This window comes from Paenibacillus praedii (assembly GCF_049725345.1).
Lineage (GTDB): Bacteria > Bacillota > Bacilli > Paenibacillales > Paenibacillaceae > Pristimantibacillus.
The window spans coordinates 81,207-94,701 of record NZ_JBMWAM010000007.1 but is presented as its reverse complement, the minus strand read 5'-3'; the positions used below and the strand labels follow the sequence as shown (position 1 = coordinate 94,701).

The 13,495-nt window shown below is 47.5% G+C and carries 13 protein-coding genes; 1 reads left to right on the top strand and 12 read right to left on the bottom strand.

Translation table 11 applies throughout. From position 1 onward, the window contains the following. Positions 1-14: 14 nt before the first annotated feature. The 10 genes from ACO9K6_RS08880 to ilvB all read right to left on the bottom strand — a co-directional run bounded on the left by ACO9K6_RS08880 (position 15) and on the right by ilvB (position 11,610). Positions 15-1,388, bottom strand: coding sequence for an ATP-binding protein (locus ACO9K6_RS08880; protein ID WP_424767197.1), 1,374 nt, complete (start codon positions 1,386-1,388; stop codon positions 15-17). A 195-nt stretch (positions 1,389-1,583) separates the two neighbouring features. Continuing rightward, the gene (locus ACO9K6_RS08875; RefSeq protein ID WP_424767196.1) at positions 1,584-2,885 is read right to left on the bottom strand and encodes an anti-sigma factor domain-containing protein; all 1,302 of its coding nucleotides are present in this window, start codon (positions 2,883-2,885) and stop codon (positions 1,584-1,586) included. Continuing rightward, complete coding sequence (sigI, locus tag ACO9K6_RS08870) at positions 2,882-3,688, bottom strand: RNA polymerase sigma factor SigI (protein WP_424767195.1); 807 nt, start codon at positions 3,686-3,688, stop codon at positions 2,882-2,884. The genes ACO9K6_RS08875 and sigI overlap by 4 nt, the downstream gene beginning before the upstream one ends. A 148-nt stretch (positions 3,689-3,836) precedes the next feature. Further along, on the bottom strand, positions 3,837-4,253 hold the full coding sequence (locus tag ACO9K6_RS08865; protein ID WP_424767194.1) for a hypothetical protein: 417 nt from the start codon (positions 4,251-4,253) through the stop codon (positions 3,837-3,839). A 301-nt stretch (positions 4,254-4,554) separates the two neighbouring features. Next, complete coding sequence (locus ACO9K6_RS08860) at positions 4,555-5,103, bottom strand: peroxiredoxin (RefSeq protein WP_424767193.1); 549 nt, start codon at positions 5,101-5,103, stop codon at positions 4,555-4,557. Positions 5,104-5,250: 147 nt separating this feature from the next. Further along, positions 5,251-6,330 (bottom strand): 3-isopropylmalate dehydrogenase, encoded by a 1,080-nt coding sequence (leuB, locus tag ACO9K6_RS08855; protein WP_424767192.1) that lies wholly within the window; start codon positions 6,328-6,330, stop codon positions 5,251-5,253. Between the two features lie 248 nt (positions 6,331-6,578). Continuing rightward, positions 6,579-8,123, bottom strand: coding sequence for a 2-isopropylmalate synthase (locus tag ACO9K6_RS08850; protein ID WP_424767191.1), 1,545 nt, complete (start codon positions 8,121-8,123; stop codon positions 6,579-6,581). Positions 8,124-8,265: 142 nt separating this feature from the next. Then, positions 8,266-9,258, bottom strand: a complete 993-nt coding sequence (ilvC, locus tag ACO9K6_RS08845; protein ID WP_424767190.1) for a ketol-acid reductoisomerase — start codon at positions 9,256-9,258, stop codon at positions 8,266-8,268. Positions 9,259-9,382: 124 nt separating this feature from the next. Then, positions 9,383-9,868: an acetolactate synthase small subunit gene (ilvN, locus tag ACO9K6_RS08840; protein WP_424767189.1), complete on the bottom strand. Its 486-nt coding sequence runs from the start codon at positions 9,866-9,868 to the stop codon at positions 9,383-9,385. Beyond that, the gene (gene ilvB, locus ACO9K6_RS08835; RefSeq protein ID WP_424767188.1) at positions 9,865-11,610 is read right to left on the bottom strand and encodes a biosynthetic-type acetolactate synthase large subunit; all 1,746 of its coding nucleotides are present in this window, start codon (positions 11,608-11,610) and stop codon (positions 9,865-9,867) included. Before ilvB ends, ilvN begins: the two co-directional genes overlap by 4 nt. 562 nt (positions 11,611-12,172) lie before the next feature. Between ilvB and ACO9K6_RS08830 the strand changes: the two genes are divergently transcribed. After that, positions 12,173-12,625: a GNAT family N-acetyltransferase gene (locus ACO9K6_RS08830; protein WP_424767187.1), complete on the top strand. Its 453-nt coding sequence runs from the start codon at positions 12,173-12,175 to the stop codon at positions 12,623-12,625. A gap of 14 nt (positions 12,626-12,639) precedes the next feature. Here ACO9K6_RS08830 and ACO9K6_RS08825 read toward each other — a convergent pair whose 3' ends face one another. Both ACO9K6_RS08825 and rplT read right to left on the bottom strand, forming a co-directional pair. After that, positions 12,640-12,972 (bottom strand): hypothetical protein, encoded by a 333-nt coding sequence (locus ACO9K6_RS08825; protein WP_424767186.1) that lies wholly within the window; start codon positions 12,970-12,972, stop codon positions 12,640-12,642. Positions 12,973-13,123: 151 nt separating this feature from the next. Beyond that, on the bottom strand, positions 13,124-13,483 hold the full coding sequence (gene rplT, locus ACO9K6_RS08820) for a 50S ribosomal protein L20 (protein WP_424767185.1): 360 nt from the start codon (positions 13,481-13,483) through the stop codon (positions 13,124-13,126). Between the last annotated feature and the right edge of the window lie 12 nt (positions 13,484-13,495).

The window sequence follows — 13,495 nt, the reverse complement described above, 5'->3', positions numbered from 1 at the left end:
CCGATTCTAATCCTTTATTCGGCCAATGGCAAATAAATATTAAACTTTGTACCGACCCCCGCTAGGCTGTCCACGCAAATCGTTCCGTTATGATTGCGGATTATCCGATAGCTAACGGACAATCCAAGTCCCGTACCTGCTTGCTTCGTTGTAAAAAATGGATCAAACAAACGATTCAACGTTGATTTTTCCATCCCTTTTCCATTGTCTCTAATACTGATTTCAACTTCCTTACCGTCACAGCCTGTAATAATTTCGATAAGTCCTCTTCGTTCCCCCTGAACCTCTTCTATCGCATCGAGGGAGTTTTTCACAATATTCAAAACAACCTGCTTCACCTGCTTCACATCGATCGAAACAAGATAATTAGAACAGTAGCTTTCCGATTTTATCTCGCAATTGCGCATCAGCGCTTCACTTTCAGTGAGCAATACGACTTCTTTAATTAAATGATCAATAGATACCAGCTGCTTCATCGGCGCCGAGGGTTTAGATGAATTTAAAAATTCATAAATAATATCGTTAGCTCTATCAATCTCTGTCAAAATAATACGAGCATATTCCTCTTTGCCCACTTCGAGCAAATACGGACGCAGCAGTTGAATAAATCCGCGGATACTCGTTAATGGATTACGGATTTCATGCGCGATTGCTGCAGCTATTTTCCCAAGCATGGCCAGCTTGTCATTTTGCAGCGCCGTCTGTTCAATCTGCTTATATTCGGATACGTCCTTTACGCTAAATAAAAAATCGCCATCTAGTTGATCGCCATATGTAACTGTCACCAATAAGTGCTTCCCGTCTTTATGTTGAAATTCATAGTACCTGCTGTGCCGGAGGAACATTTCCTTGTAGAGCCTGAGCACTGTCCGCTTCGTGCAGCTTGTCAGCTTTGGATGTCTCAGTATTTCACGCAAATTGCAGCCAATCAACGTTTTGCGGGGAACATCAAGCAGCTTAGCCATTTGTACATTAATAAATGACAAAATGCCGTCGCTGTCAAACAAAGCGATTCCGCTATCCATGTGCTGCAATATATTCTCATACTTGTTCTTGACCATTTCAAAGGAACGATTGGAACGAATCAGCATCTCCCGCATCTCGGTAAACTTCTGCTCGGCGGATTGATCCGCCTGAAGCTTAAAACGGCAAGCCACCATAATTTCCATTAAAAATAAGAAAGATCGGTTATAGAGCCGGAGCCCCTCATCCGAATCAACATTCGCTGCCAAAGACTGAATACACTCCTCATGCACCGCAATGATTTCTTCCGGGTTAATACCGTAAAGCTCTTTGCCTAGTTCATTGGCATGAAACAACGATGCTTCCTTTCCACTTCGGATATACTCGGCAAGCGCCGGGAAATAGCGCTTTCGAATGGCCTGCATCATGTACTCCTCCCCGGAAACATCTATGGATAACGGAAATGATTAATTATAATCATATGAGGGTTTTACAATCTCTGTCAATCGGAAATACTGTCGAATTTTGTGTTATACCGGATTCAAAGACAATTTTATTCAGGCAGGACGAATTTTCCCCGCATCAAGACTATCCCTAAAACTAAACTCCACAAAAAAGACCTAGCGTCTATTTTCTCTACTGTCTTCGTCATCAGAAATGTTACGCTGATCCCGATCGCGGCTCCAACCCTGTCTTTTATCATCCTTGCGCTTGTCATCCTGGTCTTCGTTGTCCCGACTGCCGCGCTTATCGCTTTGGTCATTATCGTTGCGACCGTCATTGCGGTCATCATCGTCGTCATCATTCGACCGATTTCGATCCTTATTATTGTCTTTATTTATATCTTTATCGTTCTTACGATCATCGTCATCACGATCATCGTCATCTTTATCGTCCTTCTTATCACCCTTTGGCTTACTCGTCACTGCAGGCTTTTTTGCGCCTTCTGGACTTGACGCGGGATTTTTGTCCCATTCTCCATTTTTGTCTGGATTATCCGTCTTAACAGGCTTTTCGCTTTTACTCGCATTGGGGGTGTTTGCCGGCTTAATCGCGTTTGTCTTTTTATCTTCTTTTTGCTTCTTGGCGTTCTCCCGCTGCTCCTTAGCAACCAACTCCTTGAGCTTCTCTTTGCTTGTGTCCGAAGCATTTTCCACAATGGTTTGGACGCCGCCGATCGGCTCTGTCACTTTGTCGATCGATTGCTGCTTGATTTGCTCGAGCTCCAGCTTATAGCCTTCTTCCTTCGCCATAAGATAGACTGCCATTTTACCCGAAGATATCCCATTTGCCGCCGCCACATCACGCAGTTCATTCGGTACAGATAAGGTCGTCACATTAGCTGATGCCGCTTCAGAAGCAAGCTCTGCCAGTAGAGCGCGAAGCGTCTGATCGACTTTTTCCGCCAACATTTTCTCATAATCACGCTTGAGCTCCGTGGTGTCCTTTAGCAATACACTCGTAATGAAAATATCTTTGTTCGGTGTATCCAAATAATGCGAGCCCCTCGCCTGCTCCAAAATAGCGGCGGCTACCGCCTCCACATGAAGCCCTTTGTACGGCAGGTTTTCAACAAGCAAACGGCCGTCCTCATTCAGAGCGTGAAGCTCACGAACCTTCTCGTCCTTATCGACGCCAATTTCAATGCTTGGATTAATATCCATACTAAGATAGGCGACAACAGGATGAGCGTCCCGCTGTACGAATAACAGCAATGGGATTAACATGAGCAATACGACCGCCGCAGCACCTGAATACCAGTGTACGGATTTAAAGTGACGAGCTTGCTTATATTCCTCTTCGAATGTAATTTCTTCGCCAATTTGCGGGGTGCTCGAAAGCGGGGCACGCAAAAATTGGCCGTCTGCTGTCATGACAACAGCATGCTGCTTGTGAATGCTCATCACGACTCCACGCTTCATTTGCTCGCCTCCCGATACGTTTCAAACTGGTCATTCGTTATATCCAAGTAATCTTGCATAAAAGGATATGTACCCGAAATAATAAGTGCAATAGCAATGATATATTTTCGATTTCGCTCTACTGTTTTGCGGGAAACGCCGCCCAGCTCGGTAAGCTCCTTCACCGGAAGCTTCGTCGTTTGCTTTAGTGCCTCCATCATGCTCGTATGATTAGCAAGCGTCTGAGCAATACTGATCAGCAGCCTTCTAGAATCTGAATGCTTGGGCGAATGCTCAACCAGCTCTCCAAAGGAAATGCCGAAGCGTCCCAGCTCTTGATTCAGCTCCCCGATTTCCAGCTTCCGCTCATCCTCTGCCAGCTTATCCTCGTAAGCTGACATCGCCTGCTTCGTCTCAACAGAGTTGTAATGCGGCTGCTCCTCGTCCTCTGAATCGAACATGCTGTAGGGCACAACCTTCGAATGCCTTTGTTCTTTTCGGACATGATCAATAAGCCGACGGCGAATGACGGTTTCAGCGAATCCGATAAATGATTTTCCTGCTTGACTGTCATATTGATTAATTGCTTCATTGAAAGCTAACAGCCCTACACTAAATTCATCATCTCTGTTCGGATCGATGTACCGTTTGCAAAATCGACTTGTAACTTTCAAAATATAAGGCTTGTAGTCTGCTATGAACTGCTCGCGAAGCAGCTCGTCATCTTGACGAATTCGAGCAACCCATTGTTCGGGAGATAGCTTCTGCTCATTCTCCTCAGCTTCCGTGGAAACGGATTTCCGCAGAAAGCGTTTGAACAACACAAGTAACAACCGCTCCACCTCACTACTATTATGATTCGTTTCTTGATGTTCAATTTAAGGGGGTGCTTTTCATGAACATCCTCATTTTTTTAATAATTAAAAAAAGAAAAGCCTCCGATAAGGAGGCCACCATTCGTTTCTTAAGTCATCAAACGGACGTACGGCGCTGACGCAGCTTGTTTCTTCTGCTGTTCAGCATGCCAAGGCGCTTCTTCAATACGCGCTGCCACTCAGTATCTTCAATCTGCTTTGCGAAGCAAAGCAAATCAAGCGCCATATCAATCTGACTGTGAACGACTTCCATCGGATCCTCATTCTCATGATTAACACAGTTTTCAAGTAATTCCTTGCTCTCATACTCCACGTAGTCCTGAAAATCAACTTCAGCGGCTCTATCGCCATGTGCATATTCGGCTAATATTTCATATTCGTTCTCAATTAAATAATGAATATCAACACGATGACATACCGGGCAAAATAGGATAGGCACATTATGAATATGCGTCCGAAAATGCTTCAGCGTGCCCTTCGTTCCGATCATACTCGCTCCACAGCAAAAACTCATTGGCGACGACCTCCTAAAATGTTTGCGACAGCAAACATACTTCGCAAGCATAGGCTAAGGTTTGCGAAAGAAACCATACTTCGTAAGCATCAGCTAAGGCTTGCAACTGTAAACCTAGTTCATAAGCGCTAGCTTTTGTTTTCGACTAAGTATACCATATTCGCTTTGCAGACTAGAAATTCCTTCTTTTGCTTCATAATTCGTTCGTATTCCACTCTTCTACCACCGACCCAACTACTGCGAAAACTACAAAAAAACCCGCGCCAATGGATGGCACGGGTTTAGTTTGAGTCGAAATTTATTATTTCGAAACCAATGTTTGTTGACCTGGTTTCCAGTTCATTGGGCAAAGTCCGCCGGATTGCAGAGCTTGCAATACGCGAAGCGTTTCTTCAACGCTGCGGCCAACATTGTTATGGTTGACCACTTGGTATTGTACTTCGCCTTCTGGGTTGATGATGAATAGGCCGCGAAGCGCGATACCTTCTTCTTCAATCAATACGCCGTAGTCACGAGCAACGCTCTTCGTGATGTCAGCAGCAAGCGGGAATTCCAATTGGCCAAGACCATTATCGTTAACCGGCGTGTTGATCCATGCACGGTGACTGTGTTTGCTATCTACGCTTACACCAAGAATTTCAGTGTCAAGCTTCTTGAATTCTGCTGCTGCAGCGCTCATTGCTGTAATTTCAGTTGGGCACACGAATGTGAAATCAAGCGGGTAGAAGAACAATACCAACCATTTGCCTTTGTAATCAGCAAGGGATGCTGTACCGAAATCTTTACCGTCACCTGTTGCTGTTTCCATCGAAAAATCAGGGGCCTGACGACCTACCAAACGTTCTGTCATTATAGAAATCCTCCTTGACCTATCCATAAATTTTATTTTTATCTACGTCACTTCATCTATGTGACTTACCTCATAAATAGTAACACTTGTCTATAATGAAGTCAATATTAGAACAGATATCTTTTAATAATAATTATAATCTATAACTTATTTTTTGATCGCTGCTACGATCAAATCGCCCATCTCCGCTGTGCCGATTGCTTTGCTCTTATCGACAGCAATGTCGCCTGTGCGGTGGCCTGCATCAAGCACCTCTTTAACCGCTGCTTCTATTGCCGCAGCCGCTTCATGATAACCAAAGGTTAGTCGGAACATCAGCGCAACAGATAGAATCGTTGCGATTGGATTCGAAATGCCTTGTCCAGCAATATCAGGCGCCGAGCCATGTACCGGCTCGTATAGACCAAAGCTGCCCTCACCAAGCGAAGCGGAGGAAAGCATACCGATCGAGCCGGTCAGCATCGCTGCTTCATCGCTAAGAATATCGCCAAACATGTTTTCCGTTACGATAACGTCAAAGCTCGATGGACGACGAAGCAATTGCATGGCACAGTTATCAACCAGCACGTGCTCCAATTCAACCTCTGGATACTCAGGAGCGATCCGGTTAACAACCTCGCGCCATAGACGTGAAGTTTCAAGCACGTTTGCTTTATCAACGGAAGCAAGACGCTTGCCGCGAGTCATCGCAATATCGAACGCTTGACGCACGATGCGTTCAATCTCTTTTACGTTATATACACAGGTATCAATCGCTTCTTCGCCGTCTGCACCCTCACGACGGAATTTCTCGCCAAAATAGATGCCGCCCGTCAGCTCGCGAACGACGATCAGATCCGTACCTTCCAGCACTTCAGGCTTCAGCGTGGATGCTTCCTTCAAACAGTCGAATACAGTAGCCGGACGAATGTTCGAGAACAGGCCAAGCTCCTTGCGAATACCGAGCAAGCCAGTTTCCGGACGAAGCTCCTTCGCGTTGTTGTCCCATTTCGGACCGCCTACCGCGCCAAGCAGAACAGCGTCTGCGCCTTTGCAAAGCTCAAGCGTTTCTTGCGGCAGCGGGGTGCCTTTTTCATCGATAGCGATACCGCCGAACAAGCCATGCTCCGTTTCAAAACGGTAGCCATAAAGCTCCTCGGTTTTTTTGAGCACCTTAAGCGCTTCGCCTACAACCTCGGGACCGATCCCGTCGCCGGCAATAACGGCAATTTTTTTCACGTCTGACATAATAAAAGTAACACTCCTCTACATTCTCAATCTATTATCATTTGTACCATAAATCCCGTCCGAATACAAAGATATAAAATCTATTGGCTCTATAGACTGTATCTATAGAGCTAATAGATACTGTGCTATTTTTATATATGCTAATTAAAAAGCATATGAAATCGATGCTCTCAGCCTAACACAAATAAGGGGCAGTACAACCAAGTCTTATCGACTAGGTTGTACTACCCCTTTTATCCTCATTGCTTTTAGATCAAGCTCATCTTATCGCGGCGACCCGGCGACTTGCGCTTGTCGATCAGTCGGTTAAGCGCGTCGATGTAAGCGCGAGCGCTTGCTTCGAGAATATCCGTGCTTAGGCCGCGGCCCTGCGCGGACACTTCGTCCTGCTTCAGCACGACATGAACCTCACCCTGCGCGTCCTTGCCCTGCGATACCGATTTGATCGAGTAATCCTCAAGCTCGACCACTTCCTGCGTCACCTTGTCGATGGCGTTATAGATCGCGTCAACAGAACCGTTGCCGATTGCCGCTTCTTCCACTAACTCGCCCTCGGACTTGCGAATCCGAACCGATGCGCTCGGTGTCGACTGGTTGCCATAGTTCACTTGGATTGTCTCCAGTGTGAACACCTCAGGCGTATCAACCAGCTTCTCCTCCAGTAATGCAAGGATATCTTCATCACTGACTGTTTTTTTGCGATCAGCCAAATCCTTGAACTTGGCGAAAGCCGCGTTAACAGCTTCTTCGTCCAGCTCATAACCAAGATCGATCAGCTTCTCGCGGAATGCATGGCGGCCGGAGTGCTTACCGAGCACTAGCTTCGATTCCTTGAGTCCAATCGTGTCCGGCGAGATGATCTCGTACGTCGTCTTTTCCTTCAGCATGCCGTCCTGATGTATACCAGACTCATGCGCAAACGCATTTGCCCCAACAATTGCTTTGTTGCCCGGCACAACCATGCCCGTCAGCTTGCTGACAAGGCGGCTGGTCTTAGCAATTTCCTTTAGGTTCAGCGTCGTTTGAGCGCCGAAGAAGTCAGGACGCGTAGCTAGCGCCATTGCAATTTCTTCGATTGCTGTGTTGCCTGCACGCTCGCCGATACCGTTAATCGTGCCTTCTACCTGGTCAGCACCATTTAATATCGCCGCAAGTGCGTTAGCGGTCGCCATGCCCAAATCGTCATGACAATGCGCGCTAAGCTGAATCGTCTCGATATTTGGAACGTTTTCCTTCAGCGTTTTGAAGATGTTGCCGAACTCCTGCGGGTTCATATAACCGACAGTATCAGGAATATTAACAACTGTAGCACCTGCTTTGATTGCCATATCCGTTACTTGGCATAGGAAATCAAGCTCAGTACGACCCGCATCCTCAGGAGAAAACTCGATTTTATCGAAATATTGCTTCGCATAACGAATCGCGCGATCCGCCGCCTCGAGCACCTGATCCTTCTCCATCCGAAGCTTGTGCTTACGGTGAATCGGGCTGGTAGCGAGGAACAAGTGGATACACGGATCCTGCGCACCCTTAAGCGCTTCCCTTACCGCATCGATGTCCTGCTCGCGTGAACGGGACAATCCGATGACGGTCGCGTTCTTGACTGCGCGAGCAACAGCGTTAACTGCCGCCAGGTCGCCAGGCGATGCCGCTGGGAAGCCGGCTTCAATACGGTCCACTCCAAGCTTCTCAAGCTGAAGCGCGATCTCTACCTTTTCCTTCGTGTTCAGGTTTACGCCTGGAGATTGCTCTCCATCACGAAGCGTTGTGTCGAAAATATAAATTTTCCGCATTTGTGCCATCCACCTCCGTGAACAGAATCATCCCGGCTCGCGCGTGGAGATGCTCGACGAGCGTATGGAGCGCATCGGCGAGCGATTCCTGCGAACCGGGATCATCGTTCTTCTGAAAACTATTTCGTTCGAGCGAAAAAGATTACTTCTTGATCCAGTGCATCAATTCACGAAGCTGAGCGCCTGTTTTCTCGATCGGGTGTGCTGCTTCGTTACGACGAGTAGCTGTAAGCATTGCACGGTTCGATTGGTTTTCCAAGATGAAGTCGCGAGCGAAACGTCCGGATTGAATATCTTCCAGAACGCGTTTCATTTCTTTCTTCGTCTCTTCTGTAACGATACGAGGACCTGTTACATAGTCACCGTACTCAGCTGTGTTGGAGATCGAATCGCGCATCGACGCCATTCCGCCTTCATACATCATGTCTACGATCAGCTTAAGCTCGTGCAAGCACTCGAAGTAAGCCATTTCTGGAGCGTATCCAGCTTCAACCAGCGTTTCGAAACCCGCTTTAACAAGCGCAGTTGCTCCACCGCAAAGAACGGCTTGCTCGCCGAACAAGTCTGTTTCTGTTTCTTCTTTGAAAGATGTTTCGATAACGCCTGCACGCGTACAGCCGATACCTTTAGCATATGCAAGACCGATTGCTTTAGCATTGCCTGTAGCATCTTGCTCGATCGCGATTAGTCCAGGTACACCAAAGCCCTCTTGGTATGTACGGCGAACCATGTGACCAGGGGATTTTGGAGCAACCAGGAATACGTCTGTATCTTTGCTAGGCACGATTTGACCGTAGTGAATGTTAAAGCCGTGGGAGAACATAAGAGCCGCGCCTTTTTTCAGGTTCGGAGCAATTTCTTCATTGTATACTTTCGCTTGTGTTTCGTCAGGAAGAAGAATTTGAACAACGTCTGCTACTTTTGTTGCTTCCGCAACGTTAAGCACTTCGAAGCCATCTTTCTTAGCTACGTCTGCAGATTTACCAGGACGAAGACCGATAACGACCTTGAGGCCGCTGTCGCGAAGGTTTTGCGCTTGCGCGTGGCCTTGGCTTCCGTAACCGATTACTGCGATTGTTTTACCTTGAAGTACGCCTTGATCAGCGTCTTTTTCATAATACATTGTAACTGCCATTTTAATGATTGCCTCCTTTAATTTAACCCTTTTGAACGGGTGTTTAAGCAGAGAATGACGCATGTGCAGCGGTTCTCCCCTTAAACTCCCGCTCAAAGCGGGATGATGAACCTGGATGATTGCTTTATTTCGCGTTGCCGCGCGTTAATGCCGTAACGCCTGTTCGCGAAAGCTCACGAATGCCGTAAGGCTTCATCAGCTCGACCATCGCGTCGATTTTCTCGGTATCGCCGACTACCTGTACCATTAAAGAGTGCGTGCCGATATCAACGACCGCCGCGCGGAATGTCTCGACTACGCCGAGAATTTCCGGACGCATGGCGGGCTCGGCATTCACTTTAATAAGCGCCAGCTCGCGGCCTACCATTGGATTCGCGCTAAGGTCGATAACTTTAATAACATCGATCAGCTTGTAAAGCTGCTTCGTAACTTGCTCGAGCGTATGGTCGTCACCGCTCGTGACAATGACCATTCGCGACAAGCCAGCTTCCTCGCTTGTACCTACTGTAATGCTCTCAATATTGAAGCCGCGGCGTCCGAACAAGCCGGATACGCGCTGCAGAACGCCGGGCTGATCATTAACGATTACTGCAATCGTATGCTTTTTCATTCCGCATCCCCCATGATCATTTGGTCGATCGTGCTTCCTTGCGCTACCATCGGATACACGTTCTCATCTTTGCGAACGACGAATTCGACAACCGCAGGACCAGGATGGTTAAGTGCCTCTTCCCAAACCGCGCGCGCATCCTCCTTATTGGAAGCGCGGAAGCCTTTGACGCCATAAGCCTCAGCCAGCTTCACGAAATCGGGACTGCCCGCAAGGTCGATATGGCTGAAGCGGTTCTCGTGAATAAGCTCCTGCCACTGACGAACCATGCCGAGCACTTGGTTGTTTATGATTACAACCTTAACCGGAATGTTGTTGATTGCGCAAATCGCAAGCTCCTGCGCACACATTTGCATACCGCCATCACCATTGATCGAAACAACCACGCGATCAGGATTAGCCATTTGAGCGCCGATCGCTGAAGGGAAACCAAAACCCATCGTTCCGAGACCGCCGGAAGTTACCCAGGAACGAGGCTTGTTGAATTTGTAATACTGCGCAGCCCACATTTGATGCTGGCCGACGTCTGTTGTTACAATCGCATCACCGTTTGTTGTCTCGTGGAGCATTTCAACGACCCACTGCGGCTTAAGCTCAACGTCCGAATCCTTGTAGCTGAATGGATATTGCGCTTTGGATGCTTGAATCTGTTCCCGCCATGCGTCAGCCTTATCCGCACGCTTAGCAATTTTGTTGGCCAGCTGCAGCACGGTTTTGACGTCGCCTACGATCGGAATGTCCGTTGGGACGTTCTTGCCGATTTCTGCAGGATCGATATCGATATGAACAATTTTCGCAAGCGGCGCAAAGCCGGCAAGCTTACCGGTAACGCGATCATCGAACCGCGCGCCGATATTAATAAGCAAATCCGCGCTTTGAATCGATTTGTTTGCCGTATATGTGCCGTGCATACCAGGCATGCCAAGCCACAAATCATTACCGCTCGGGAATCCGCCCAGGCCAAGCAGCGTTGTTGTTATCGGAATATCCGTCTTCGTGACAAATTCCAACAACTCTTCGTGAGCACCGGAGTATACAACGCCGCCGCCAGCAAGAATAAGCGGACGTTCAGCCTGCTCGATCGCTTTGATCATTTTGTCCAGCTGAAGCTTATTAGGCGTCACTGTAGGATTATAGCCGCGGATACTAACCTCCGTTACCGGCTTAAACAATGTTTTGGCTGCTGAGATATCCTTCGGAATATCGATCAGTACAGGACCTTTGCGTCCGGTATTTGCAATATGAAAAGCTTCATGAATAATGCGAGGCAGATCCTCGACATCGCGCACTAAGTAGCTATGTTTCGTAATTGGCATCGTAATTCCCGTAATGTCTGCCTCTTGGAAAGCGTCTGATCCGATCAGACTCGAAATGACGTTGCCGGTAATGACGACAAGCGGTACCGAATCCATATAGGCCGTTGCGATCCCGGTTACGAGATTCGTAGCTCCGGGCCCCGATGTTGCGATACATACGCCTACTTTGCCGCTGGCGCGCGCATAACCGTCTGCCGCATGAATCGCGCCCTGCTCGTGACGAGTGAGCAAGTGATTGAAATCAGGGTTACCGTGCATAGCATCGTAAATGTACAGCACTGCCCCGCCCGGATATCCGAATACGCAATCTACATCCTCGAGCAACAGGCTGCGAAGCAATATTTCCGAACCTGAAATGACTTCGGGCTTCGAAAGCCTTTCCTTCAATTCCTCTTTTGACTTCAATGTTGCATCTTGCGTTACCATCAGTCATCCTCCTCTCAGAAAAAACAAAAAAACCTTTCGCTCCTCTGCTTCAAATTGAAGCAACGAGGGACGAAAGGTTAATCTTCCGTGGTACCACCCAAATTCGTTATCCATCTCCCGATGTATAACCTCCACAGGTAAGAACGCGTGCACTATCGTTCATACCATTGGCACTTTAACGCTTGCCCTGCGATTCCCCCTAATGCGCAACAGCATTCGTTGTTGCTTTTCAAGGGAACAGCTCCGAGGTGAGCTCGTAGAAAAGGGGTTTTGGCGACAGTTGCAGCTGATCTGTCCGCTCTCTGATCAAAAGAGCCCTTAGCACTTCGTCCTCATCATTGCCGATTTCGTATTTACCGCCTAGCAACTCCACTACGTGGTAGATATAACTTTATCTCATTATATGCCGATAACTACAGTTCGTCAAGAACCATAACCAACTCTTCGCTTATTTTGTATTTGGCGCACGAAGCATACAAGGCACATATACTAGTTTATTCTCCATAGGGGAAAATCATGCAGAAATGTCATGAATTCAGTGGCGAGAAATGGACGGATAAGTATGATAAGAATGTACGCGCCGAGATGGGATGAAGCAGAGCTTGTCCGACTGATTCGCAATGAGCTCATTCCGTTGTCCCATTCCGTGCATCAGCTTGATGCGCAAACGATCCGCGAGCTTCCAAAGCGCTTCAGGCGCGGAGTTACCTATCTAGCCGCCAGGTCCAAAAAAAGCGCGCCAATCGGTTTTATCCATTTTGAAGTAATGGGCGAGGTTCTCTTCCTGGATATGATGGTCATACATCACGAACATCGGAATCGCGGGTGGGGCAAATTGCTGATGGCACATAGCGAGGCCTACGGCACGGCTCAGCATTGCAAAGTAGCCCGGTTGTTCGTCGATCAGACAAATGCCAAAGCTTATCATCTATATAACAAGCTAGGTTACAAAACCATTCGCTACTATCCCGAGCTCCGCTGCTATGAGCTGTTTAAGTCGTTGACCCCGCAATGATTGCCTAGTTACAATTAATAACCATTGTAGCCATTATAGCCTTGACCATAACCATACGATCCGCCGTAATAGTTATTGTTATAGCCGCCATAGTTACCGCAGCATCCGCCACCGTAACCACCGCCCCAAAGTGGAAGCGTACCGATGGCAAGAAGATCAAATAGAACAAGAGGCAATATCGCTTTTGTCTTTACGAGCTTCCCCTTATCCTTTTTGAACGGCGCGACAATCAGTTTATTTTTATGAACACGAACTAACTTTCCGGACACGACAGAGCCGTCCTGACGAACCGCATAAATGGATTTGCCGACCAGCTTCCGAACCTGCTGCTTAGAAACATTTTGCATACGAAATCCCTCCTTCCCTTTGTTTTCAGCATATTCGGGAAAGGAGCGCTTCGTCTGTTTATTTGTCCTAGCTTCTGGAAAATGTGCATTTAAACAAAAAGGCTGTTCCCGCATCTTCATGAAGACACGGGAACAGCCTTTATTCAAACGCCTAAGCGTTGATTTTTTGTTTAGCGATACCTGCAAGCGAGTTGAACGAAGTTATATCGTTAACTGCCAGGTCAGCAAGCATTTTGCGGTTAACTTCTACGCCAGCAAGCTTCAAGCCGTGCATGAATTTGCTGTACGAAAGGCCGTTAATACGAGCAGCCGCGTTAATACGAACGATCCACAATCTGCGGATGTCGCGTTTTTTGTTACGACGGTCGCGGTAAGCGTACATAAGGGACTTACCAACTTGCTCCTTCGCTGTTTTAAACAGGCGATGCTTCGAACCGAAATAACCTTTAGCTAGCTTAAGAATTCTTTTACGACGACGAGTGCGGACAAATCCGCCTTTCACTCTTGCCATGATGGAAACCTC

Bases quoted from the DNA above. Each gene is read 5' to 3' on its own strand.
- ilvN (WP_424767189.1), bottom strand. From the start codon at position 9,868: ATGAAAAAGCATACGATTGCAGTAATCGTTAATGATCAGCCCGGCGTT.
- ilvB (WP_424767188.1), bottom strand. From the start codon at position 11,610: ATGGTAACGCAAGATGCAACATTGAAGTCAAAAGAGGAATTGAAGGAA.
- leuB (WP_424767192.1), bottom strand. From the start codon at position 6,330: ATGTCAGACGTGAAAAAAATTGCCGTTATTGCCGGCGACGGGATCGGT.
- ACO9K6_RS08875 (WP_424767196.1), bottom strand. From the start codon at position 2,885: ATGAAGCGTGGAGTCGTGATGAGCATTCACAAGCAGCATGCTGTTGTC.
- ACO9K6_RS08880 (WP_424767197.1), bottom strand. From the start codon at position 1,388: ATGCAGGCCATTCGAAAGCGCTATTTCCCGGCGCTTGCCGAGTATATC.
- ACO9K6_RS08830 (WP_424767187.1), top strand. From the start codon at position 12,173: ATGATAAGAATGTACGCGCCGAGATGGGATGAAGCAGAGCTTGTCCGA.
- ilvC (WP_424767190.1), bottom strand. From the start codon at position 9,258: ATGGCAGTTACAATGTATTATGAAAAAGACGCTGATCAAGGCGTACTT.
- ACO9K6_RS08860 (WP_424767193.1), bottom strand. From the start codon at position 5,103: ATGACAGAACGTTTGGTAGGTCGTCAGGCCCCTGATTTTTCGATGGAA.
- ACO9K6_RS08825 (WP_424767186.1), bottom strand. From the start codon at position 12,972: ATGCAAAATGTTTCTAAGCAGCAGGTTCGGAAGCTGGTCGGCAAATCC.
- rplT (WP_424767185.1), bottom strand. From the start codon at position 13,483: ATGGCAAGAGTGAAAGGCGGATTTGTCCGCACTCGTCGTCGTAAAAGA.
- ACO9K6_RS08865 (WP_424767194.1), bottom strand. From the start codon at position 4,253: ATGAGTTTTTGCTGTGGAGCGAGTATGATCGGAACGAAGGGCACGCTG.
- ACO9K6_RS08850 (WP_424767191.1), bottom strand. From the start codon at position 8,123: ATGCGGAAAATTTATATTTTCGACACAACGCTTCGTGATGGAGAGCAA.